Raw genomic sequence first — 23,014 nt, forward strand, 5'->3', positions numbered from 1 at the left:
TTCGCCTGACAAGCTCCCGCGCCCCCTGGAAGCCTTCGCCCATGAGCGACAGCGCCACCACCGACACCCCCGGCGCCCCCGTCATGCACGGGGCGTACGAGATCTCAGCCGACCCGGCCCGCATCGACGCGGCTCGCGTCCACCACTGGCTCTCCACCGACGCGTACTGGGCCCTCGGCCGACCTCGGGAGAAGCAGGACCGGGCCATCGCCGGCTCGCTCAACCTCGGCGCCTACCACCGCGAGACCGGCGAGATGAGCGCCTACGCGCGCGTCGTCACCGACTACGCCACCTTCGCCTGGCTCTGCGACGTCTACGTCGACCGCCCGGCCCGCGGCACCGGCCTCGGCACCGCGCTCGTCACCGCCGTCCGCGACCACCTCGCCCCGTACGGACTGCGCCGCATCATGCTGGCCACCGCCGACGCGCACGGCGTGTACGAGAAGGTGGGTTTCACGCCACTGCAGAATCCGGACAAGTGGATGGCTCTCGGGCAGCAGTGAGCCCGGCCCCCTCGGGCCCCACCCCTTGACCCTTGACCAGCGGCGCCACCGGCCTCACGATCGCGGCCATGAGTCTTCGGGTGACGCTCGTCACGGCGGCACGCAGCTCCTCCCTGCTCGCCGAACGCTTCGACGACGACCGGCCGCTCGACGAGGCCGGCTGGTACGAGGTGCAGCAGGCCGCGCCCGCGCTCATCCCGCTCGGCGCGGCCGAACTGCGCTACTGCTCCCCGACCCCGCGCAGCCGCGCCACCGGCACCGCCCTCGGCTACGCGCCGCTCGCCCAGCCCGCCCTCCGCGACTGCGACATGGGCCGCTGGCGGGGCCTCACCCTCGCCGAGGTCGCCGCCCTCGAACCCGCCGCCGTCGACGCCTGGCTCACCGACGCCCGCACCGCCCCGCACGGCGGCGAACCGCTCCTCGCCTTCATCACCCGGATAGGGAACTGGCTCGACACCCGCCCCGCCGAGGACGGCTCCATCGTCGCCGTCGCCGAACCCTCCGTCGTACGGGCCGCCCTCGTGTACGCCCTGAAGGCACCGCCCGCCACCTACTGGAACGTCGACGTCCGCCCCCTCTCCACCGTCACCCTCACCGGCCGCCCCGGCCTCTGGCACCTCCAGCTCGCCACCGCCCCGTGCTGACGGCTCCCCGGGGGGCGCGCGAAGGTGGGGAACCGGGCCCCCGACCGGCTAGCCTGAGAGCACGATGAACCGTTTGAGCACGTCATGGGGCGCCTTCACGCTGACCCGCTACCCCGAGGACCCGCGCGACCAGCTCCGCGCCTGGGACGCGTCCGACGAGTACCTCCTCGGGCACCTCGCCGAGACCGGGACCGACCTCTCCGGCACCGTCGCCGTCCTCGGCGACCGCTGGGGAGCCCTCGTCACCGCGCTCCAGGCCGCGGGACCCCGCGAACTCGTCCAGATCACCGACTCGTACCTCGGCGGGCAGGCCACCCGGGCCAACCTCGCGCGCGCCGGGGCCGCCCCGGACGCCGTCCGGCTCCTCACCACCCAGGACCCGCCGCCCGAGCGGATCGACGTGCTCCTCGTCCGCGTCCCCAAGAGCCTCGCGCTCCTGGAGGACCAGCTCCACCGGCTCGCGCCCGCCGTCCACGAGGGCACCGTGATCGTCGGCACCGGCATGGTCAAGGACATCCACACGTCCACGCTCAAGCTCTTCGAGCGGATCCTCGGCCCCACCCGCACCTCCCTCGCGGTGAAGAAGGCCCGGCTGATCCACACCACCCCCGATCCCTCGCTCACGCCCGGACCAAACCCCTGGCCCCTCCGGTACGCACTCCCGCCGGACACCCCCGCGCCCGGACTCCCCGGCCTCACCGTCACCAACCACGCCGGCGTCTTCTGCGCCGACCGCCTCGACATCGGCACCCGCTTCTTCCTCGCGAACCTGCCGGGCGGACTCGGCCGGGCCCGCGTCGCCGACCTCGGCTGCGGCAACGGCGTCGTCGGCCTCGCCATCGCCCTCCACGAACCCGAGGCGGAACTGGTCTTCACCGACGAGTCGTACCCGGCGGTCGCCTCGGCCGAGGAGAACTTCCGCGCCCACCTGGGACCGGACCGCAAGGCCGAGTTCCTCGTCGGCGACGGGCTCACCGAGCTCGCCCCCGGCTCGATGGACCTCGTCCTCAACAACCCGCCGTTCCACAGCCACCAGGCCACCACCGACCGCACCGCCCGCCGGATGTTCGCGGACGCACGGCGCGCGCTGCGGCCCGGCGGCGAACTGTGGGTCATCGGCAACCGGCACCTCGGCTACCACGTCACCCTCCGGCGGATCTTCGGCAACAGCGAACTCGTCGCCAGCGACGCCAAGTTCGTGGTGCTGCGGGCGGTGCGCAAGGCGTAGCCCCGCCGGGCGCGCCGAGGAGGACGACGAACGGGTCGTCGACGGTTAGGAGTGGGCTCGGGCGGGTGTTCCGCGCATCAGTGATCATGCCTCCACGCTAGGACGCCCGGCCGCCGCCGGCTTCAGGGATCTCCCCGGCCCGGCACGGACTTGACCCTGACGCGCGGGTCAGGGTTTACGGTCCCGCCGACCCGACCGACCTCCTCCTGGAGCGCCCCCATGGCCACCCACCGCGAGATCCGGCTGCGCACCCGACCCGAGCGCGGCCTCCCGGCACCCGAGCACCTCGCCCTCGTCCACACCGCCCTGCCCGTCCCCGCCCCCGGCGAAGTCCTCGTCAGGAACCGCTGGTTCGCGGTCTCCGCCGCGCTGCGGACCCTCATCGGCGGCGGACTGAAGGGGGCTCCCCTCCCGCCCGTCGAGCCCGGCGACCCGCTCTTCGGCGCGGCCGTCGGGGAGGTCGTCTCCGCCCCGGACGGCAGCGGCCTGCGCCCCGGGGACCTCGTCTCCCACTGGCAGGGCTGGCGCGAGTACGCCGCCGTGTCCGCGGCCGGCTGCACGCCGCTCGGCGACACGCTGCCCGACCCGGTCGCCCACCTCTCCCAGGGCCGGACCGCGTACGCCGCCCTCACCCGCGGCACCGAGGTACGCGCCGGGGACACGGTGCTCGTCACCGGCGGGGCCGGCGCCGTCGGCACGATGGCCGGGCAGATCGCCCGGCTCCTCGGCGCGGGCCGGGTGATCGGAAGCACCGGCTCACCGGCGAAGGCCGAGCGGCTCGTCACCGAACTCGGCTACGACGCGGCCGTCGTCCGGGGCGCCCCCACGCCCTTCGCCGCGCAACTCGCCGAGGCCGCGCCCGAGGGCGTCGACGTCCTCCTCGACACGGTCGGCGGCGAGCAGCTGAGCGCGGCGGTCGCCGCCGCCCGGCCCGGCGCTCGGGCCGTCCTCGTCGGCGCCCTGTCCGGCCAGCTCGATCCGGAGGGGACCGGCGCCACCGCGCGCGTGGAGCTCGATTCGTACCCGCTCGTCCTCAAGCGGGTCTCCCTGCGCGGCTTCAGTCCGCTCGACCACCCGGAGACCGAGGCCGAGTGGCGGGGCAGGTTCGGCGACTGGCTGCGCGCCGGGGAGATCACCTTCCCGCACGTCAGGGTGGCGGGCATGGACCGGGCCGCCGAGGCGTTGCGGGAGGTGATGGAGGGACGGCATCTCGGCGCGGTCGTGGTCGAGTTGCCATAACGGCGACGGCGACGGCGACGGCGACGACGACGGCGACGGGGACTGGGCGGCGAGGTGGACCGTGACGGCGACGGTCACGGCCCCCGGTGGCGGCCGTCCCCGCGACGAAGGGCGGACGGCATGCGGATCGGTGACGCGGCGGCAGCGGCGGGGACCACACCCCGGGCCCTGCGCCTCTACGAGCAGCGCGGTCTCCTCCCGCCACCGGACCGCACCCTCACCGGCCAGCGGCGCTACGGCCCGGACGACGTGGCACGCGTCCGGGTCGTGCGGGAACTCCTCGCCCTCGGCCTGACGATCGAGGACGTACGCGCGTGCGTGGACCGCCTTCCGCTCCTCGACGTGGACGCGATCCGCTCCCGCCGGGTCCCCGAGGGGGTCTGTGTGCGGGCGTCCCCGGTCGTGAGCCGCCGGCTCGCGGCCCTCGACGCGGAGATCGCCCGCCTCACGCGCCAGCGCGACGAACTGGCGGCCCGTTCGGCCCCGCCGCCGCACCCGGAGACCCCCGCCGCCGCGACCGGCTGACGGGCACTCACGCCAGGGCGACCAGCTCCCGGTACTCCGCGCTCCACAGGTCCTCGTCGGCGTCCGGGAGCAGCAGGACCCGCTCAGGGCGCAGCGCTTCGATCGCGCCCTCGTCGTGCGTGACCATCACGATCGCGCCCGGATAGGTGCCCACGGCTGCCAGGACCTCGTCGCGCGAGGCGGGATCCAGGTTGTTGGTGGGCTCGTCCAGGAGCAGCACGTTCGCACCGGAGTGGACCAGGGCGGCCAGCGCGAGCCGCGTCTTCTCGCCGCCCGAGAGCACCCCGGCCGGCTTGTCGGCGTCGTCGCCCCGGAACAGGAAGGCGCCGAGCACGGCCCGTACCTCACCGTCCGTCAGGTGTGGTGCGGCCGCCGCGAGGTTCTCCCGGACCGTGCGCTCCGGGTCGAGCGTCTCGTGCTCCTGGGCGAAGTAGCCGAGCCGCAGCCCGTGCCCGTGGACGACCCGCCCCGCGTCGGGGGCCTCCTGTCCGGCGAGGAGCCGCAGCAGGGTGGTCTTGCCGGCGCCGTTGAGTCCGAGGACGACGAGGCGGCTGCCCCGGTCGACGGCCAGGTCCACCCCGTCGAGCACCGGCCGCTCCCCGTACGCCTTGGTGAGCGACACCGCACCGAGCGGCGTCCGGCCGCAGGGGGCGGGTTCGGGCAGCCGGATGCGGGCGACCCGCTCGGCCTGCCGTGCCGGGTCGAGGCCGGCGAGCATCCGGTCGGCCCGGCGGGCCATGCTGCGGGCGGTCGTCGCCGTCGCCACGCGGGACTTCATGCGGTCCGCCTGCGCGTGCAGGGCGGCCGCCTTCCGTTCGGCGTTGGCGCGCTCGCGCACCCGGCGCCGCTCGTCGGCGTCCCGCTGGGCGAGGTACGCCTCCCAGCCGGTGTTGTGGACGTCCAGCGCGGCCCGCTGCGGGTCGAGGTGGAAGACCCGGTTCACGGTGTCGGCCAGGAGCCGCACGTCGTGGCTGATCAGCACGAGTCCGCCCCGGTGGGCGGCCAGGTGGCCGCGCAGCCAGCCGATCGAGTCGGCGTCCAGGTGGTTGGTCGGCTCGTCGAGCAGCAGCGTGCCGTCCCGGCCGTGACCGGCGAAGAGGATCCGGGCCAGCTCGACCCGGCGCTTCTGGCCGCCGGACAGCCGGCCGACGGGCCGGTCCATGAGCTCATCGGGCAGGCCGAGGCCGGCGGCGACCCGGGCGGCCTCGGCCTCCGCCGCGTACCCGCCGCCGGCCTCGAAGGTGGTCTCGGCCGCGTCGTACGCGGCGAGCGCCCGCGCGTCGGGCGCCTCGCCGAGCCGCCGGGCGGCCTCCGCGAGCCGCCGGACCGCCCGGTCGAGGCCGCGCGCGGAGAGGATCCGGTCGGTGACGGTCACGGCGGGGTCGGCGGCCCGGGAGTCCTGGGCGAGATGGCCGACGGAGCCGGTACGGGTGACGGTGCCGGCGGCCGGGGCACGCAGCCCGGCCAGGGTGTCGAGGAGGGTGGTCTTGCCGGCGCCGTTGCGGCCGACCAGGCCGACGCGGTCGCCGGGGGCGATGTGGCAGGTGACGCCGGACAGCAGGAGCCGGGCGCCGACGCGCACGTCGGCACCACGAACGGTGATCATGGGATGACGCTCCGAACAGGCTTGAGGACACACGGGTGGCGTGAGTGCGGGTCCTCAGCTAGGAGATTCGGGGCGTAGACATGCCGTCGAGGCTAACGGAGCCGACCGTCGACCGCAGCGGAATTTCGCCCGGCCCGCGCCTCAGGAGTCGGGAAACGCCAGGTCGAGACCGCGCACCCGGTCCTCCCCTGTGGTGAGCGAGAGGGCGACGATCCGGTCCCGCCGGAGCGTGGCCGCGAACGCCGAGACCGGACGGCCCGAGGCGAACCCGACCGCGCCGACGGCCCCGTCGACCAGCGCCGGCCGGGACACGTCCGCGCGCCGCGCGAAGGCGACGGCCGTCTCGGCGACCGCGGCGACCCCGTGCACCGGGCCGCCCTCGGCGTACGCGACGACCTCGGGATCGAGGACCGCCACCAGCAGGCGGACGTCCCGCGTGCGTACGGCCGCGAGGAAGCGGTCCACCACCGCGCGCTGCCGCCCCTCCTCACCCTCGGTACGGGCCGCCCCACCGCCCCGGATCCGCTCCCGCGCCCGCCCGGCCAGCCGAGCCGCCGCCTCGGGCGAGCCGCCGACGATCCGCGCGGTCTCGTCCGCCGGCAGCCCGAACACGTCGTGCAGGACATAGGCGAGCCGCTCCTCGCCCCCGAGTCTCTCCAGCATCACGAGCAGGGCCAGCCACAGGGACCCGACCCCGGCCTCCTCCGACGCGGGCACCCCGCCGCCGAAACTCCCGGCCCCGGCACGGCGCCCCTCGCCCCCGCGCTCCTGGAGCCTGCGCACGCAGGCCTCGCCGACGGCCGCCGTGAGCCACGCCCGTACCGTCGCGTCGTCGTCCTGCCGGAGCCCCGCCCGAGCCGCCGCGAGCGCCTCCTCGGCCTCCGCCGGCGACCCCGTGATCCGCAGGGCGACGGCCCGCAACTGCTCCTCGTGGGCGTCGAACCGCCCGGTCAGGGCGGTCAGAAACGTGTCCTCGTGCATGGCGCCTCACTCCTCGTCGGTTCCCTCACCGCGTTGACGAGAGGACCCGCCCGGATGTGACAGCACCTCCGCGCCGACCTCCGCGGCCCTCACCGCGTCCAGGACGATCAGGACCCCACGAGCCCCCCGACCAGCGAAAAGGCCGGTCCGACACCAAGGTGTCGAACCGGCCTTCCGTAGGTGGGGCGTCGTGCGTCAGTCCGTGCCGGACTCCATCGCGGCCCGGTCCAGCATCTCCTCCTCGCCGGAGACCTCGCCGCGGGAGGCGATGGCCTCGGCGCCGCCCTCGGGCAGCTGCGTCATGGTGCCGATCAGGCCGGCCGCGGCCGCCTGGGCGGCGCCGATGGCGGGGCTGCCGGTGCCGATCAGGCCGAGGCCGGCGTACTGCTCCAGCTTGGCGCGCGAGTCGGCGATGTCGAGGTTGCGCATGGTGAGCTGGCCGATCCGGTCCACCGGGCCGAAGGCCGAGTCCTCGGTGCGCTCCATGGACAGCTTGTCCGGGTGGTAGCTGAACGCCGGGCCCGTGGTGTCGAGGATCGAGTAGTCCTCGCCGCGCCGCAGCCGCAGCGTGACCTCGCCGGTGACGGCCGCGCCGACCCAGCGCTGGAGCGACTCGCGGACCATGAGGGCCTGCGGGTCCAGCCACCGGCCCTCGTACATGAGGCGGCCGAGGCGCCGGCCCTCGTTGTGGTACTGGGCGAGGGTGTCCTCGTTGTGGATGGCGTTGACCAGGCGCTCGTACGCGGCGTGCAGCAGCGCCATGCCCGGGGCCTCGTAGATGCCGCGGCTCTTGGCCTCGATGATCCGGTTCTCGATCTGGTCGGACATGCCCATGCCGTGGCGGCCGCCGATGGCGTTGGCCTCCATGACCAGGTCGACGGCGGAGTGGAACTCCTTGCCGTTGATCGTCACCGGGCGGCCCTGCTCGAAGCCGATCGTGACGTCCTCGGTGGCGATCTCGACCGACGGGTCCCAGAACTTCACACCCATGATCGGGTCGACGGTCTCGACGCCCGTGTCCAGGTGCTCCAGCGTCTTGGCCTCGTGGGTGGCGCCCCAGATGTTGGCGTCGGTGGAGTACGCCTTCTCGGTGCTGTCCCGGTAGGGGAGGTCGTGGGCGAGCAGCCACTCCGACATCTCCTTGCGGCCGCCGAGCTCGGTCACGAAGTCCGCGTCCAGCCAGGGCTTGTAGATCCGCAGGTGGGGGTTGGCGAGCAGGCCGTAGCGGTAGAACCGCTCGATGTCGTTGCCCTTGAAGGTCGAGCCGTCGCCCCAGATCTGGACGTTGTCCTCGAGCATCGCCCGGACGAGGAGCGTGCCGGTGACGGCGCGGCCGAGCGGGGTGGTGTTGAAGTAGGCGCGGCCGCCGGAGCGGATGTGGAACGCGCCGCAGGTGAGCGCGGCCAGGCCTTCCTCGACCAGCGCGGCGCGGCAGTCGACCAGGCGCGCGATCTCGGCACCGTAGGTCTTCGCGCGGCCGGGCACCGAGGCGATGTCGGGCTCGTCGTACTGGCCGATGTCGGCGGTGTAGGTGCACGGGATGGCGCCCTTGTCGCGCATCCATGCGACGGCGACGGACGTGTCGAGGCCGCCGGAGAAGGCGATGCCGACGCGCTCGCCGGCGGGCAGGGAGGTGAGGACCTTGGACATAGGAAGAGTATGCATCATCGCGCATGGTCATGCAAAGGCTGGGTTTCTGGCGACGGCTCGCAGGGGCTTCCCGGGGGGCCTGGGCGGCTCGTCGGCTCTGCCGTCAGAGGCCGGGAACGCCCGCCCGGTCCCGTCGGCTCGGCCGCCAGAGGCCGGGAACGCCCGCCCGGTCCCGTCGGCTCGGCCGCCAGAGGCCGGGAACGCCCGCCAGGTCCCGTCGGCTCGGCCGTCAGAGGCCGGGTACGCCCGCCCGGTCGAGCAGCGCCCGCATCTCCGTGACCGGCAGCGCGGGATTGCAGGCCGCGGCCGCGCCCACATTCGGATCGTCCAACAGTTCCACCAGCCGGGCCACCGGAAGCCGCCGATCGAGCGCGGCCGCCTGCCGCACCCGCGCCGCCGGGTCCCGGCTCAACCGCTCGACCAGCGCGGACGTCGCGTCCGGATCGCGCAGGGCCAGCGCGCGGGCCTCCGGCTCCGGCGCGTCCGCGAACCGCGCCGCGAGCCCCGCCGCCGGGAACCGCGGCCGGGAGACCAGGGAGCCGACGGCCCGGTGGGTGCCGTTCAGGTACAGATCGAGCAGCAGCTCCGGCGGCGCCATCGGGTGGTGCTCGGCGAGCAGCAGCCGTACGGCGAAGTCCTCGTCCCCCGCCAGCGGCTCCACGCAGTCCTCGGGCAGCCCGGGGCACACCGCGGCGCTGCGCCGCAGCCAGGTGTGCGCGGACCTCGCGCACCGGCGCAGGACGTCCGGGTCCTCGCGCGCGTCCCACACCCACCGCAGGGTGTCGAGCCGGTCCTCGGGGCCGACCTCCCAGTCGATCGCGGCCCGCTCCTCCTCCGACAGCTCGGGTCGGGCGGAGACCATGAGCCGCACGGCGGGGTCCTCGTGGGCGGCGAGCCCCGCCGCCAGGTCGGCGGGAAACGTCGGGTTCCGTACGAGCTGCGCGAGCCGCGTCCCCTCGGCGAGCAGGCGTTCGGCCAGGGCCCGCCCGAGCCGGCCCCGCTCCAGCACGTCCCCGACCCGCCAGTCGTCCGCGAGCGACTCCACGAGCTCGGCCGTGCGCTCCTCGTCCTCGTGCATGACCTGCAGGGACGCGGCCGTGCGCACCGCCGGGTCCGGGTCCGCGAGGAGCGCGGCACGCACGTCGTCGGTGAGCTCGTTCCAGACGCGGCGGCAGGCGGCCAGCCGGAACAGCGGGTCCGCGTGACCGGCGAGCGGTACGAGCACGTGCGCCGGCGCACCGGCCGATTCCAGGGTCTCGTACCGGACCACCTCGCGCTCGTGGGTCAGCAGCCGCTCGTACGCCGCGTCGGGCAGCGGCGGCACCGGGCTGCGGTACGGGGTCGGGCCGACGGCGACCAGCATGGCGTCCGACGCCGGGCCGTCGAGGAGGCGGGCGCGCAGTCCGGGGTCGGCCGCCGCGCTCCCCGCGAGCCGGGCCCGCACCCGGCGCTCGGGGTGGTGGAGCATGGCCTCGGCGACGCTGTCGGGCAGTGACGTGCGCCAGGAAAGGCGATACGCGATCCAGTCGTCGCCGTCGTAGTCCGCGAGGAGCCGCAGCAGGACGTCGGCCGGAGCCGCCGGATTGCTCGCGAGCCCGTCCACCGCGTGATGTGTCGTCGCCATGAGATCCCCCGTTCACCGCTCCCGTACGTCCCGCAGGAGGTTACGTGTGGACGGTGGGGTCAGTACGGGCCGCCCCGGAACAGCAGGCTGCCGTGGTGGCGCGGCCGGTCGCCGCGCTCGTGGGCCGCGTCGGAGCGGTCGGCGGGGGCCGAACGCCCGGCGAGGGCCCGGAGGGTCTCCAGGCCGGCCAGGACCTCGTCGCGGTGGGCGGCGGACTTCATCCAGGCCGGCAGCCGGGCGAACATCCCCAGCGTCGGGGAGGCGTGGCGGATGCGCAGCCGGGCGCCGACGTACGCGGCGAGCGCGTCGACGTGCTCCTCGTCGTAGGCCCAGAGGATCCGGCCGGCGCAGCGGGTCTGGAGCCAGAGCGGCCGCCGGAAGAAGGGGTCCTCGGTGCCGCCGGGCACCACCCCGACCAGGGTGTTGCCCCGCTGCTCGGCCGCCCATTCGGCGACCGCGCCGCAGCCGCCGCAGGTGAGGCGGCGGGGCTCGAAGAGCGGATTTCCCCGCTCCGGCAGGCCGGGCCGGGGCGTGACGAGCGCGCGGCCGCCGCACCCCGGGCAGACGACGAGCACCCGTCGGGTGAACCCGGCGAGCCAGATGCCTCGGTCGTGGTGACGGACCGGTCCGGAATGTGCGGGCTCGGTACTCATGGGGGACACCCTGTCAGGGCCGTGCCGCGCCGGGCGACCGGATATGTGGTGCGCTGAAAGGTGGGCCTTTCGTCCGTGCGGCCGCCCGGACCACGTCGTTGCATAAAAGTTCGGCGAGACGTATAGTCATGCCATCCATGAGGAGGGTTTCGATGACGGTACGAGTAGCAGTGGCGGGTGCGAGCGGATACGCGGGCGGAGAGCTCCTGCGTCTCCTCGTCGCCCACCCCCACGTGGAGATCGGGACACTGACCGGCCACTCCAACGCCGGCCAGCGACTCGGGGCCCTCCAGCCCCACCTGCTCCCGCTCGCCGACCGCGTCCTCGCGCCCACCACCGCCGAGGAGCTCGCCGGCCACGACGTGGTCTTCCTCGCGCTGCCGCACGGCCAGTCCGCCGCCGTCGCCGAGCAGCTCGGACCGGACGTCCTCGTCATCGACATGGGCGCCGACTTCCGCCTCAAGGACCCGGCCGACTGGGAGACGTACTACGGCTCCCCGCACGCCGGCACCTGGCCCTACGGCCTCCCCGAACTCCCCGGCGCCCGCGCCGCCCTGGAGGGCTCCAAGCGCGTCGCCGTCCCCGGCTGCTACCCCACCGCCGTCTCGCTCGCGCTCTTCCCGGCGTACGCGGAGGGGCTCGCCGAGCCCGAGGCCGTGATCGTCGCCGCCTCCGGCACCTCCGGCGCGGGCAAGGCAGCCAAGCCGCACCTGCTCGGCAGCGAGGTCATGGGCAACATGTCCCCGTACGGCGTCGGAGGCGGCCACCGCCACACGCCCGAGATGATCCAGAACCTCAGCGGACCGGCGGGGGAGCGGGTCACCGTCTCCTTCACGCCCACCCTGGCACCGATGCCCCGCGGCATCCTCGCCACCTGCACCGCGACCGCGAAGCCCGGCGTCACCGCCGAGACCGTGCGGGCCGCGTACGAGAAGGCCTACGCGGACGAGCCCTTCGTCCACCTGCTCCCCGAGGGGCAGTGGCCGGCCACGTCGTCCGTCTACGGTTCCAACGCCGTTCAGGTGCAGGTCGCGTACGACGCCAACGCGAACCGGATCATCGCCATCAGCGCCATCGACAACCTCACCAAGGGCACCGCCGGCGGCGCGGTGCAGAGCATGAACATCGCCCTCGGGCTTCCCGAGGCCACCGGACTCTCCACGATTGGAGTCGCTCCATGAGCGTCACCGCAGCGAAGGGATTCACGGCAGCGGGCATCGCCGCCGGGATCAAGGCGAACGGCAACCCGGACCTGGCCCTCGTGGTCAACACCGGGCCCCGCCGCGCCGCCGCGGGAGTCTTCACCTCCAACCGCGTCAAGGCCGCACCCGTCCTCTGGTCCCAGCAGGTCCTCGCCGACGGCGAACTCACCGCGGTCGTCCTCAACTCCGGCGGCGCCAACGCCTGCACCGGACCCCAGGGCTTCCAGGACACCCACGCCACCGCCGAGAAGGTCGCGGAGGTCCTGGACATCGGCGCCGGCGAGGTCGCCGTCGCCTCCACCGGCCTCATCGGCGTCCTGCTCCCCATGGACAAGCTGCTCCCCGGCGTCGAGACGGCCGCCGCCGAACTCTCCGAGCACGGCGGCGAGAAGGCCGCCATCGCCATCAAGACCACCGACACCGTCCACAAGACCGCCGTGGTCACCAAGGACGGCTGGACCGTCGGCGGCATGGCCAAGGGCGCGGGCATGCTCGCCCCCGGCCTCGCCACCATGCTCGTCGTCCTCACCACCGACGCGGACGTCGACGCCAAGGGCCTCGACGCCGCCCTGCGGACCGCCACCCGGCTCACCTTCGACCGGGTCGACTCCGACGGCTGCATGTCCACCAACGACACCGTCCTCCTCCTCGCCTCCGGCGCCGCCGGAGTCACCCCCGGGCAGGACGAGTTCGCCGAGGCCGTACGGGCCGTCTGCGACGACCTCGCCCGCCAGCTCATCGGCGACGCCGAGGGCGCCAGCAAGGACATCCGCATCGAGGTGATCAACGCCGCCACCGAGGACGACGCCGTCGAGGTGGGCCGCTCCATCGCCCGCAACAACCTCCTCAAGTGCGCCATCCACGGCGAGGACCCCAACTGGGGCCGGGTGCTCTCCGCCATCGGCACCACGCGGGCCGCCTTCGAGGCCGACCGGCTCAACGTCGCCATCAACGGCGTCTGGGTCTGCAAGAACGGCTCCGTCGGCGAGGACCGCGACCTGGTCGACATGCGCTACCGGGAGGTCACCATCACGGCCGACCTCGCCGCCGGCACCGAGTCCGCCGTCATCTGGGCGAACGACCTCACCGCCGACTACGTCCACGAGAACAGCGCGTACTCGTCATGACCAACACCGCGCGGAAACACACCGCCCTCCCGAAGGCCCAGACCTTGATCGAGGCCCTGCCCTGGCTCACCCGCCACCACGGCAAGACCGTCGTCATCAAGTTCGGCGGCAACGCCATGATCGACGACGACCTCAAGGCCGCCTTCGCCCAGGACATCGTCTTCCTGCACCACGCCGGCCTCAAGCCGGTCGTCGTGCACGGCGGCGGCCCCCAGATCAACGCCGCCCTCGACCAGGCCGGCCTGGTCAGCGAGTTCAAGGCGGGCCTGCGGGTGACCACCCCCGAGGCGATGGACGTCGTCCGGATGGTGCTCGCCGGCCAGGTCCAGCGCGAGCTCGTCGGCCTGCTCAACCAGCACGGCCCCCTCGCCATCGGCCTCACCGGCGAGGACGCCCACACCATGACCGCCACCAAGCACCAGCCGGTGATCAACGGAGAGACGATCGACATCGGCCGCGTCGGCGAGATCACCGCCATCGACACCGGCGCCATCAAGGCGCTCCTGGAGGACCGCCGGATCCCGGTCATCTCCTCCATCGCCCGCTCCCAGGACGACGGACATGTCTACAACGTCAATGCTGATACGGCGGCTGCGGCACTCGCTGCGGCGCTGGGTGCCGAGACCCTGATGGTCCTGACCGACGTCGAGGGCCTCTACGAGGACTGGCCGAACAGCGACGAGGTCATCAGCAGGCTCACCGCGAGCCAGCTGGAGAAGCTGCTGCCCGAGCTCTCCAGCGGCATGGTCCCCAAGATGGAGGGCTGCCTGCACGCCGTACGGAACGGGGTCACCACGGCCCGCGTCATCGACGGCCGGGTCCCGCACTCCATCCTGCTGGAGATCTTCACGGACGAGGGCATCGGCACGATGGTCGTGCCGGACGGACAGGGGGACTGATGACCGGCAACACCGAGCTGACCCAGCGGTGGCAGGGCTCGCTCATGAACAACTACGGCACCCCCCGGCTGCCGCTCGTCCGCGGTGAGGGCGCCAAGGTCTGGGACGCCGACGGCAAGGAGTACCTGGACTTCGTCGGCGGCATCGCCGTCAACGCCCTCGGCCACGCCCACCCGGCGATCGTCGAGGCCGTGTCGCGGCAGATCGCGTCCCTCGGCCACGTCTCCAACCTCTTCGTCGCCGAACCGCCCGTCGCCCTCGCCGAGCGGCTCCTGAGCCTCTTCGGACGCCCCGGCAAGGTCTTCTTCTGCAACTCCGGCGCCGAGGCCAACGAGGCCGCGTTCAAGATCGGCCGGCTCACCGGCCGCTCCCACATGGTCGCCACCGACGGCGGCTTCCACGGCCGGACCATGGGCTCCCTCGCGCTCACCGGCCAGCCCGGCAAGCAGACCCCGTTCCTGCCGCTCCCCGGCGACGTCACCCACGTGCCGTACGGGGACGTGGAGGCGCTGCGGGCCGCGGTCACCGAGGACACCGCCTTCGTCGTCATCGAGCCCATCCAGGGCGAGAACGGCGTCGTCGTCCCGCCCGCCGGCTACCTGAAGGCGGCCCGCGAGATCACCCGCGCCACCGGCACCCTCCTCGTCCTCGACGAGGTGCAGACCGGCATCGGCCGCTGCGGCCACTGGTTCGAGCACCAGGCCCACGAGGGCGTCGAGCCCGACGTCGTCACCCTCGCCAAGGGCCTCGGCGGCGGCCTCCCGCTCGGCGCGACCGTCGCCTTCGGCGAGGCCGCGGAGCTCTTCGCGCCCGGCCACCACGGCACCACCTTCGGCGGCAACCCGGTCGCCTGCGCCGCCGGACTCGCCGTCCTGGACACCCTCGGAGCCGACGCGGCCCTCGACCACGTGAAGGCGGTCGGGGAGCGGCTGCGCCAGGGAATCGAGGGTCTGGGCCACCCGCTGGTCTCCCACGTCCGTGGTGCGGGCCTCCTGCTGGGTATCGTGCTCACCGGGCCCCTCGCACCCCAGGTGCAGCAGGCGGCCCAGGACGCCGGCCTCCTGGTGAACGCGCCCGCGCCCGACGTCGTACGGATCATGCCTCCGCTGGTCCTCACCGACGCCGAGGCGGACGCCTTCCTCCAGGCGCTGCCCGGAGTCCTGGACGAGGCGAACGGGCAAGGACGAACCGGAGAATGAGACGACGATGACCGACGCGCAGGAGAACGAGCACGGAGGGCCGTCCGTTCCGCAGACCCGCACCGCACGCCACCGCAGGATCGTCGACATCCTCAACCGGCAGCCGGTGCGCTCGCAGAGCCAGCTCGCCAAGCTGCTCGCGGACGACGGGCTGAGCGTCACCCAGGCGACGCTCAGCCGCGACCTCGACGAGCTCGGCGCGGTGAAGATCCGCAACACGGGCGGCGAGCTGATCTACGCCGTGCCCAGCGAGGGCGGCTTCCGCACCCCGCAGGCGCCGCTCGGCGAGTCCGCGAAGGAGGAGCGCATGCGGCGCCTCTCCGGCGAACTGCTGATCTCCGCCGAGGCCTCCGCCAACCTGGTGGTGCTGCGGACCCCGCCGGGCGCCGCCCAGTTCCTCGCGTCGGCCATCGACCAGGCCGAACTCCACGCCATCCTCGGCACCATCGCGGGTGACGACACGCTGCTGCTCATCAGCCGCGACCCGGTCGGCGGCCAGGCGCTCGCCGACCACCTGCTGAAACTGGCCCAGAAGTAGGTCAGTACCCCGTGATCGCCGTCGGACCGCCCCGCGTTCCGACGGCGATGTGCGGTCGGCGCGCGGGATCCGCCCAGGCGAGGACCGCGCGCATCGCGTCTTCCGGCACGGAGACGCAACCGGCGGTCGCCCCGCGCCCGTTGACGTGCAGGAAGATCCCGGCCCCGCGCCCGCGCACCGGACGCTCGTAGTTGAAGCCGATGACGAGCGCGTACGCGTACTGCGTGCCGTACGAGGCGAGACGCTCGGCCTCCTCCGCCCGGCAGTCCCGGGGCAGCCCCTCGACCCACCGCCCGCCGCGCCGGTCCCACCAAGTCAGCGTGCCCGTGGTGGAGTCCGTGTCCGAGGCCTCGGCCGTGATCAGCTGGGAGCCCCCGCCGGTGTCGGCCATCCGCTCGGGCAGCGGTACGCGCGCGGGTGCGGGGGCGGAGCCGAGGGACAGCAGGGCGGCGCCGAGGACGAGCAGAGTACGCATGGCCGCGACGCTAGGACCGTACGAGACTCCTCGCCTCTCGTGCGGGGCTATTCGGCGGGCAGCGGCGGCAGCGGGAGCGGCAGCGCGGGCAGCCCGTCGAGGCTGCTGGCGATGTGGTCCTTCCGCTCGCAGTACGCGTTGAACTCCTCGTCCGTCTTCCGGTTGAAGTACTCGGCGTGCAGCGACCGGTCCTCCTGGTACTCCATCAGCGGGACGGCGAACCCACAGGCGTCGCTGACCCGCCGGGCGTGCACGAGGACGATCGCCCGCGCGCTGCCCTGCCCCTCGACGGCCTCGGCGGGGAACCGCGCGAACAGCTCGCCCCACCGCGGATCGTCCCGCAGCACGGCCTCGCCCGTGCCGTGCACCCGCACGACGGTCGGCGGCCCCGAGAACGCGGTCCACATCAGCGTGATCCGCCCGTTCCCCGGCTCCCGCAGGTGCGCGATCGTCTCGGCGCTGCTGCCGCCGAAGTCGACGTAGGCGAGGGTCAGTTCGTCGAGCACGACGAGCGTTCCCTTGCGCCCCTTGGGGGAGAGGTTGACGTGACCGTCGCCGGAGAGGGGAGCGGTCGCGGTGAAGAACACCGGCTGCTCCTCGATGAAGGCCCGAAGCCGCCCATCGATGTGCTCATACGTTTTTCCCATGGTGTTGATTATCGAGGCGTCGGGGGCGCGCCGACGTCCTGTCTCAGCAGCCGGTACTGCTCGCTGGTGTCCATCAGCAGCTCGTGACTGCCCGAGGCGACGACCCGGCCGCCGTCCATCACCACGATGAGGTCCGCGGCCCGGACCGTCGAGAACCGGTGCGCGATGACGAGCAGCGCGCAGTCGGCCGCGACCAGCCGCAACGACCGGCGCAGCGCCTCCTCGTTGACGGCGTCGAGATGGGCCGTCGGCTCGTCGAGCAGGAGCAGACCCGGCCGGGTGAGCAGTGAGCGGGCGATCGCGATCCGCTGCCGCTCGCCCCCCGACAGACCCGAGCCGTGCTCGCCCACCTCGGTGTCGAGACCCTGCGGCAGCCGGGCCACCAGATCGGCCAGCTGCGCCAGCTCGACCACCCGTCGCAGCTCCTCGGTGCCGGCGTCGGGGGCCGCGTACAGCAGGTTCTCCCGCAGGGTCCCGTGCAGCACCGGCGCCTGCTGTTCGACGAGGCCCAGGCGCCCGCGGTGCTCGGCGCGGCTCAGCCCCGCGACGTCACGGCCCCCGAAGAGGATCGTGCCGCGATCCGGATCGTAGAACCGCTCGGTGAGCGCGAACACGGTCGACTTGCCGACCCCGGAGCTGCCGATCAGCGCCACGTGCCCGCGCGGCGGCACCTGGAACGAGACCCCGCGCAGGACCGGGAGTCCGGGCCGGTAGCCGAACCAGACGTCCCGGAACTCCAGGGCCGGCGGCCGGCGCCCGTTCCCCGACCGCCGCGCCGCCGCCACCTCGGCACCGGACCGTACGCCCGGCCGCTCGACGGGCAGGTCCAGGATCTCGGTGATGCGCCGCAGCGCGCCGAGCCCCTGCCGCAGCGTGCTCGCCGCCTGGAACACCGCACCCAGCGGCCCGACCAGATACAGCATGTACAGCAGGAAGGCGGCCAGATCGGCGAACGAGGCGCCCTGCCCGGCGACCCGCAGCCCGCCGACCACCAGGACGAGCAGGAAAGAGCCGTGCACGCTGAGCACGATCGCCGGCGCCACCACCGCGTCCAGGCGGCCCACCCGTACGCCCTCCGCACAAGCCGCCCTGGCCCGCGCGCCGATCCGCTCCGCCTCCCGTGCCTCGGCCCGCGAGGCCCGGACCGTACGGATCGCGGACAGCGCACGCTCCAGCTCCGCCGTCATCTCACCGGTGGCCCGCTGGGCGCCCAGGGAGGCCGACTCGATGCCGCGCAGCACCAGCGAGACGATCAGCGTCCCGCAGGCCACCGTGGCCACGACGATCAGGAACAGCACCCAGTCGAGCCAGAGCATCACGGCCGCGACCCCCACGAGCCCGATCCCGCCGCTGACCGTGTCGGTGAACCCCTCGGCGACGAGCAGCCGCAGCGCCGTGCCGTCCGCCGTGGTGCGCGAGAGCAGATCGCCGATCCGGTGCCGGTCGTACGTGGCCATGGGCAGCCGCAGCAGATGGCCGACGAGGTCGAGGCGGACGCCCAGCACGACCCCCTCGCCGGTGCGCGTGAGCACGTACTGGGCCAGGCACTGCACGGCGGCCTGCGCCAGGAAGAGCGCGGTGAGCAGGGCGGCACCGGAGGCCACGGCCTCCCCCGCACCCGCGGCCTCGATCAGGTTCCTGACCACGAGGGGCTGGGCGAGCCCCAGGCCCGAGGCGACCACCGTCAACGCGACGGCGAGGGAGATCTGCCGGCCGTGGCCGTGCAGGACCCGGAGGATCTCCCGCCATCCGGAGCGCCCGCCCCGGGAGCCGCCCGTCATGGATCCGGCACCGTGAAGAAGGCCCGGAAGTAGTCCGGCGGGTGCTTCTCGCCGACGGGCCGGCCCTCGGCCTCGACCCAGGCGTGCGCCCCGAACGGCGGCAGCCGCCGCACGCCCACACACCAGGTCGGCCAGCTGCCGCCGGAGCGGCACAGGAGGGCGGTCGCCAGGGACAGGGGCAGGCACGCCTCGGGACGGCCGCACCGCGGACTGGCCGCGGTCACCGCCTCCCGGGCCGCGGAGGCCTCCGCGTAGCCCGCGGGCCGGGCGCCTCGGCTGAGCCGGCCGAGCACGGTACGCAGCCGGGCGGGGGAGAGGCGGGCGAGCAGCCGGGCGAGGCCGACCGCCGCGAGGGCGCGGGCGGGACGCCTCGTGCGCACCGCGCGGCGGCTCACGATCCGCCCCTCTCGGCGCCGCCCCTCCCCACGTCCCGCGGCTGCTCGTGCACCGCGACGACGAGTCCGGCGGCGAGCAGGGCCGTCACCAGCTCCTGCACGTCGTGGTGGGCGCTCTCGGCGTCGACCTCGTACTCGGCGGTCAGCTGCGTCACGGCCTCTTCGGCCGTCCGCCCGTCGAGGAGGGCCCGCAGCACCTGCGCGCCGGTCGGATTGAGGTGCCAGTAGCGGCCGCCGTGCTCGTCGAGCAGGGCGAGACCGTCGTCGGTCTGGGCGAAGGACACGCCTCGGCGCAGGGTGAGGGTCATGGCGGGGCTCCGGGGTTCGGTGTCGACCGGACGGGCACCCGCTCCCGTTCGGGTTCCCGCTCGCGGGAGCGCAGCCACAGCTCGCAGGCGATGGCCTGGTAGAGCCCGTCGTGGAGGTCGTAGGGGTGGTGGGCGAGGGGGCCCGCGCACAGGGAGCGCAGCGCGGCCTCGTCGATGAGGCCGAGGCGGGCGAGTCGGGAGCCGTCGAAGAGGCGGAACAGCGCGGGCCGGTTCTTCCGCAGGGCCGCGTCGAGGTCGCACAGGCCGCCGGACTTCGCGGGCCGCCGCAGCCCCGCGTCGGGGACGATGCCGCGCATCGCCTCCTGGATCAGCGGTTTGTACGCCCAGGGGGGCCGTTTGTCCTCCGGGCGGACCGCGAGGGCGGCTTCGACGACCCGGTCGTCGAAGTACGGGGCGGCGAGCGGGAGCCCGAGCCGGGCCGCGAGCAGGCCGACGAGGCGCACCGGGCGGGCGGCCTCCTGCAGGGCGTCGAGGTCGTCGTGGAGTCCCGGGTCCGCCGCGAGCGGCCGGGCGCCGGGCGCCTCGGCGCGGATCAGTTCGCGGACGGCGTCGGCGGCGTCGGCCGTCACCCAGGGGGCGAGCCGGGGCGTCGGGCCCCAGTCGAGCAGGGGCACGGGTTCGGGCGGCGGGGGAGTGCCGAGCCGGTCGGCCGCGCCGGCGAACCACCGGTCGTACGGCGGCAGGGGGCGCAGCTGCGCGAGCATCTCCGCGCGCGGCCACCGGTAGCGCTCGGCATGGCCGCGGAGCAGCCGGAGCGCGGCCGCCGGCCGCCGTCGCAGCAGGGTCCGCAGATGCAGCGGGGAGCCGGTGAGCAGCTCGTCGCCGCCGTACCCGGTCAGATGGCACGGCGAGCGGCGCTCGGCGGCGGGGCCGACGACGGCGAGCCAGCGGGCGGAGTCGGCGAGCCCGCCGCAGGGCTCGTCCAGCGGCTCGTCGAGCGGCGGTGCGAGGTGGTCGAGACCCTGATAGATCCCGGGCATGCGCTCCGCCGGTACGACCTGGTGCTCGACCCGGTCCAGGGCCGCGGCGGTCGTGGCGGCCCAGCGGACGTCGTCGTCCAGCGCGTCACCGCTTCCGGCGGTGCAGGCGAGGACCGCCGCCCCCGTCCGCGCGGCCAGCGCGCAGAGGGCGGTCGAGTCGAGGCCGCTCAGATCGCTGCTGACGAGGGCGCGTCCCGCGGTCCGTACGGCCACGGCGGCGGTCAGCGCCTCGCGCAGCGCCCGCGCGCCCTCGGCCAGCGGCAGTTCCGGCTCGGGCGGCCGCCACCAGCGCACCTCCCGGGCCCGCCCGGAGGCGTCGAGCAGCAGATAGCTGTCGTGCGGTACGCAGGAGACGCCGTGCCAGACCGGCCGGGCGATCAGGGGATGGAACTGAGGGGGGTTCAGGAGCCGTACGGCCAGGCGCTGTTCGTCCGGTCCCGTGCCGGTGAGGAGGGCTGCCACGTCGGCCCGGTCGGAGGCCACGGTGACGCCGTCGGTCGCGGCGCGGTGCACCCGCCGGTAGCCGGAGACGGTGCCCTGGACGCGCGTCTCTCCGGCCGCCGCGACGATCAGGTGGAAGCTCCCGGGCCAGGTGCGGGCGAGGGCGTCGGCGTCCGCGACCGTACGCAGCCGGGCCAGGGCCTCGGTGAGCCGTGCGGGATCGGCGGCCTGTTCACCGATCAGGGCGAGCCGCCGTTCGCCCGCGGACACGACCGCGGCGTCCCGCGCGGCCCAGCGGCCCACGATCCAGGGGCGCCCGGAGGGGTGTCTGACGGTCTGCCACGCGCCGGCCCGGAGAGGAGCCGCGACGCGTTCGGCTTGGGGGTGGTCCGGCAGGACGACGAACCAGAAGGGCAGCGCGGCGAGTCGGGGGGATCGCACGGTGTGGCACCGCCTTATGGTCCGCGCCCCGGCCCGGGTGGGGGCCACCCGGGCCGGCGCGCCCTGGCCGCCTTCACAGCAGGTTGCCCTTGAACAGGATGTCGGGCGGTCCCTTGCCCTTACGAAGACGTCCGGTCTCCTTACGGAAGGAGCCGATCGCGATCAGAGTGGGACGCTCGTAGGCCGCGCGCATGGGTGACACACCTCCCCTCGACCTCCTGGGAGCGCTCAAACAATCAGCGTTTCAACCTATTTGGGAGACGCGATATGAGCGTTTTGTTCAGATTCCACGATAGACCCTTTCGTGGATTCCGTGTAGCGCGGCGAGTTCCCCGAAAGTCTTACGGTGACGGAGAGTTGCCAAGTAACGGAGAGTCGTGGGTGACGGAGAGTCGCGACCTCCGCGTCGGGCGCACCGTGCGTGCGCGCGCCCAGGGTCCGGACGCCGAGGACGAGTTCGACTCCCGACCCGGCGTCAGCCCCGCCCCGTCGGTGTGCGGGTCCGGCCGGCGGGGCGACCCCGTCTCCTACCAGCCGAGGTGGTTGCGGACCCGCGCCCGCAGCACGGGGTCGGGGTCCTCCGCGAGCCGCTGGGCCGCCTCCACGTAGACCGGCCCACCGCGCGCGCCGAGCAGTTGCAGCGCGCGCATGCGCACGTGCCATGGCCGCTCGGCCGAGGTCAGGCCGACGAGTTCGGCCTCCGGCAGCCAGTCCGCCCACGGCAGCAGGGCCCTGGCCGCCTCCCGTACGACCGCGGGCGCGGGGTCGTCGAGCAGCGGCAGCAGCCGCGCCCAGTCCGCCGCGTCCAGCAGGCGCAGGCCCGCGACGGCCATGGCGCGCACCAGCGGGCGCCCGTGCCCGCTCAGCTCCCACAGCACCGGCGCGTCCACGGCGCGCTCGCCGCACTCCGCGAGCCCGAGCGGCGCCCGGTCGGGCACGCCGTCCGGGTTCGCGCACGCGGCCCGGTGCAGCGGCAGCGGATCGATGCCCTCCTGGCGGAGCACCCAGCGGGCGCAGGCCCGCACGATCCCCGACCGGTCGTGGAGGAACGGTTCCGCCTCCTGGTGACGCCCGGCCCTCTGCAGGGCGGTGACACCGGCCGCCCGCACCTGGCCGCTGCGGGCCTCCAGGAGCAGGGGCAGCGTCTCGTCCGGTGCGTTCGCGGCCACCGCGGCGGTCGCGGCCCGGTCCTGGACGGCGACGTCCGGGTCGTTCGCCGCGATCCGGGCGAGGTCCCGCGCCCCGTACATCCCGCGTTCCATCGCGAGACCCAGAGCGAGCCGCCGGGTGAGACGGTCCCGGTGGAGGGTCAGTGGGGCGAGAGCGGACGCGGGGCAGTCGCGGAGGACCTCGTCCAGGAGGCCGGACACCTCGCCCGCCCGCTGCCGACGGCGGATCCGCAGGATCACCGGGACCGTGACGGCGAGCGCGGCCGGCTTCGCGGCGGGCAGTGCGGCGGCCAGGGCCGCGCGGGCCCGTTCGCGCACCGGCCGGGCCCAGTCCGTGGTGCGGATCGCGACCAGGGGGAGCACCGCGGGCACGGCCCCGGCGTGGGCGAGGGCCGCCTCCCGGATCCTGCCCCGCGGCTCGCACAGGGCGAGGGCGAGCTGCGCCTCGGTGGGGTCGTCGGGGAGGGCGTGGTCGAACGGGCGCTCGGGGAGCGTGCCCCGTCCGATCGCCGTGCGGACGTCCCGGTCCAGGTCCGTCCAGGCGCTCGCGCGTGTGACGTCGATGGCCCGGGCGAGTGACAGCCCGCGCGCCAACCGGCGCACGGCCTCGTCCCGTCGTATGTCTTCACTCGGCATGCACGGAGCGTAGGGGGTGGCATTCCGCTGTCGCCCCTGCTTTTCCCTACCGCGTCCTCCCCCGCATGCTTTGACAGAACATACGGAGGTCTGCATAGTTAT

23 protein-coding genes are annotated in these 23,014 nt (G+C 74.3%); 10 read left to right on the forward strand and 13 right to left on the reverse strand.

Annotation, left to right across the window (positions count from 1 at the left end; all coding sequences use genetic code 11):
* Positions 1–41: 41 nt before the first annotated feature.
* From ACWGN5_RS26060 to ACWGN5_RS26080, 5 genes are all read left to right on the forward strand, one after another.
* Positions 42–503: a GNAT family N-acetyltransferase gene (locus ACWGN5_RS26060; RefSeq protein WP_453519360.1), complete on the forward strand. Its 462-nt coding sequence runs from the start codon at positions 42–44 to the stop codon at positions 501–503.
* Positions 504–571: 68 nt separating this feature from the next.
* Positions 572–1,147 (forward strand): histidine phosphatase family protein, encoded by a 576-nt coding sequence (locus tag ACWGN5_RS26065; protein WP_392154921.1) that lies wholly within the window; start codon positions 572–574, stop codon positions 1,145–1,147.
* A gap of 64 nt (positions 1,148–1,211) precedes the next feature.
* Positions 1,212–2,375 carry a methyltransferase gene (locus ACWGN5_RS26070; RefSeq protein ID WP_453519363.1) on the forward strand — a complete coding sequence of 388 codons (1,164 nt, stop codon included), beginning with the start codon at positions 1,212–1,214 and terminating at the stop codon, positions 2,373–2,375.
* 219 nt (positions 2,376–2,594) lie between these two features.
* The gene (locus ACWGN5_RS26075) at positions 2,595–3,614 is read left to right on the forward strand and encodes an MDR family NADP-dependent oxidoreductase (protein WP_453519366.1); all 1,020 of its coding nucleotides are present in this window, start codon (positions 2,595–2,597) and stop codon (positions 3,612–3,614) included.
* A 120-nt stretch (positions 3,615–3,734) separates the two neighbouring features.
* Entirely contained in the window at positions 3,735–4,139 is a 405-nt protein-coding gene (locus ACWGN5_RS26080) for a MerR family transcriptional regulator (protein ID WP_453519368.1), read from the forward strand.
* A 7-nt stretch (positions 4,140–4,146) separates the two neighbouring features.
* Here the strand turns inward: ACWGN5_RS26080 and ACWGN5_RS26085 are convergent, their stop codons facing one another.
* The 5 genes from ACWGN5_RS26085 to ACWGN5_RS26105 form a co-directional block, all read right to left on the reverse strand.
* Complete coding sequence (locus ACWGN5_RS26085; RefSeq protein ID WP_453519369.1) at positions 4,147–5,745, reverse strand: ABC-F family ATP-binding cassette domain-containing protein; 1,599 nt, start codon at positions 5,743–5,745, stop codon at positions 4,147–4,149.
* 141 nt (positions 5,746–5,886) lie between these two features.
* The gene (locus ACWGN5_RS26090) at positions 5,887–6,726 is read right to left on the reverse strand and encodes a sigma factor-like helix-turn-helix DNA-binding protein (protein ID WP_453519371.1); all 840 of its coding nucleotides are present in this window, start codon (positions 6,724–6,726) and stop codon (positions 5,887–5,889) included.
* Between the two features lie 195 nt (positions 6,727–6,921).
* Positions 6,922–8,376 carry an argininosuccinate synthase gene (argG, locus tag ACWGN5_RS26095; protein ID WP_369143230.1) on the reverse strand — a complete coding sequence of 485 codons (1,455 nt, stop codon included), beginning with the start codon at positions 8,374–8,376 and terminating at the stop codon, positions 6,922–6,924.
* A gap of 229 nt (positions 8,377–8,605) precedes the next feature.
* On the reverse strand, positions 8,606–10,000 hold the full coding sequence (locus tag ACWGN5_RS26100; RefSeq protein ID WP_453519373.1) for a hypothetical protein: 1,395 nt from the start codon (positions 9,998–10,000) through the stop codon (positions 8,606–8,608).
* Positions 10,001–10,059: 59 nt separating this feature from the next.
* On the reverse strand, positions 10,060–10,653 hold the full coding sequence (locus ACWGN5_RS26105) for a hypothetical protein (protein WP_453519375.1): 594 nt from the start codon (positions 10,651–10,653) through the stop codon (positions 10,060–10,062).
* A gap of 152 nt (positions 10,654–10,805) precedes the next feature.
* Here ACWGN5_RS26105 and argC point away from each other — a divergent pair, with 152 nt between their 5' ends.
* The 5 genes from argC to ACWGN5_RS26130 are packed head-to-tail and all read left to right on the forward strand — an operon-like array spanning position 10,806 to position 15,618.
* Entirely contained in the window at positions 10,806–11,834 is a 1,029-nt protein-coding gene (argC, locus tag ACWGN5_RS26110; protein WP_351188230.1) for an N-acetyl-gamma-glutamyl-phosphate reductase, read from the forward strand.
* The gene (argJ, locus tag ACWGN5_RS26115) at positions 11,831–12,982 is read left to right on the forward strand and encodes a bifunctional glutamate N-acetyltransferase/amino-acid acetyltransferase ArgJ (protein WP_453519378.1); all 1,152 of its coding nucleotides are present in this window, start codon (positions 11,831–11,833) and stop codon (positions 12,980–12,982) included. Before argC ends, argJ begins: the two co-directional genes overlap by 4 nt.
* On the forward strand, positions 12,979–13,881 hold the full coding sequence (gene argB, locus ACWGN5_RS26120; RefSeq protein ID WP_453519380.1) for an acetylglutamate kinase: 903 nt from the start codon (positions 12,979–12,981) through the stop codon (positions 13,879–13,881). The genes argJ and argB overlap by 4 nt, the downstream gene beginning before the upstream one ends.
* Positions 13,881–15,080 (forward strand): acetylornithine transaminase, encoded by a 1,200-nt coding sequence (locus ACWGN5_RS26125; protein ID WP_453519382.1) that lies wholly within the window; start codon positions 13,881–13,883, stop codon positions 15,078–15,080. Before argB ends, ACWGN5_RS26125 begins: the two co-directional genes overlap by 1 nt.
* A gap of 7 nt (positions 15,081–15,087) precedes the next feature.
* The gene (locus tag ACWGN5_RS26130) at positions 15,088–15,618 is read left to right on the forward strand and encodes an arginine repressor (protein WP_030214728.1); all 531 of its coding nucleotides are present in this window, start codon (positions 15,088–15,090) and stop codon (positions 15,616–15,618) included.
* A gap of 1 nt (position 15,619) precedes the next feature.
* Here ACWGN5_RS26130 and ACWGN5_RS26135 read toward each other — a convergent pair whose 3' ends face one another.
* From ACWGN5_RS26135 to ACWGN5_RS26170, 8 genes are all read right to left on the reverse strand, one after another.
* Positions 15,620–16,093: a hypothetical protein gene (locus tag ACWGN5_RS26135; protein ID WP_453519385.1), complete on the reverse strand. Its 474-nt coding sequence runs from the start codon at positions 16,091–16,093 to the stop codon at positions 15,620–15,622.
* 47 nt (positions 16,094–16,140) lie between these two features.
* Complete coding sequence (locus ACWGN5_RS26140; RefSeq protein ID WP_453519387.1) at positions 16,141–16,740, reverse strand: pyridoxamine 5'-phosphate oxidase family protein; 600 nt, start codon at positions 16,738–16,740, stop codon at positions 16,141–16,143.
* Positions 16,741–16,748: 8 nt separating this feature from the next.
* Positions 16,749–18,521 carry an ABC transporter ATP-binding protein gene (locus ACWGN5_RS26145; RefSeq protein WP_453519390.1) on the reverse strand — a complete coding sequence of 591 codons (1,773 nt, stop codon included), beginning with the start codon at positions 18,519–18,521 and terminating at the stop codon, positions 16,749–16,751.
* The gene (locus ACWGN5_RS26150) at positions 18,518–18,916 is read right to left on the reverse strand and encodes a lasso peptide biosynthesis B2 protein (protein ID WP_453519392.1); all 399 of its coding nucleotides are present in this window, start codon (positions 18,914–18,916) and stop codon (positions 18,518–18,520) included. The genes ACWGN5_RS26145 and ACWGN5_RS26150 overlap by 4 nt, the downstream gene beginning before the upstream one ends.
* Entirely contained in the window at positions 18,913–19,224 is a 312-nt protein-coding gene (locus ACWGN5_RS26155) for a lasso peptide biosynthesis PqqD family chaperone (protein WP_453519393.1), read from the reverse strand. Before ACWGN5_RS26155 ends, ACWGN5_RS26150 begins: the two co-directional genes overlap by 4 nt.
* Positions 19,221–21,107, reverse strand: a complete 1,887-nt coding sequence (locus tag ACWGN5_RS26160; protein WP_453519395.1) for an asparagine synthase-related protein — start codon at positions 21,105–21,107, stop codon at positions 19,221–19,223. Before ACWGN5_RS26160 ends, ACWGN5_RS26155 begins: the two co-directional genes overlap by 4 nt.
* A gap of 73 nt (positions 21,108–21,180) precedes the next feature.
* Positions 21,181–21,300: a keywimysin-related RiPP gene (locus ACWGN5_RS26165; RefSeq protein ID WP_453519396.1), complete on the reverse strand. Its 120-nt coding sequence runs from the start codon at positions 21,298–21,300 to the stop codon at positions 21,181–21,183.
* Positions 21,301–21,634: 334 nt separating this feature from the next.
* Positions 21,635–22,912, reverse strand: coding sequence for a HEAT repeat domain-containing protein (locus ACWGN5_RS26170; RefSeq protein ID WP_453519397.1), 1,278 nt, complete (start codon positions 22,910–22,912; stop codon positions 21,635–21,637).
* Between the last annotated feature and the right edge of the window lie 102 nt (positions 22,913–23,014).

It is taken from the genome of Streptomyces sp. NPDC055815, assembly GCF_053616475.1.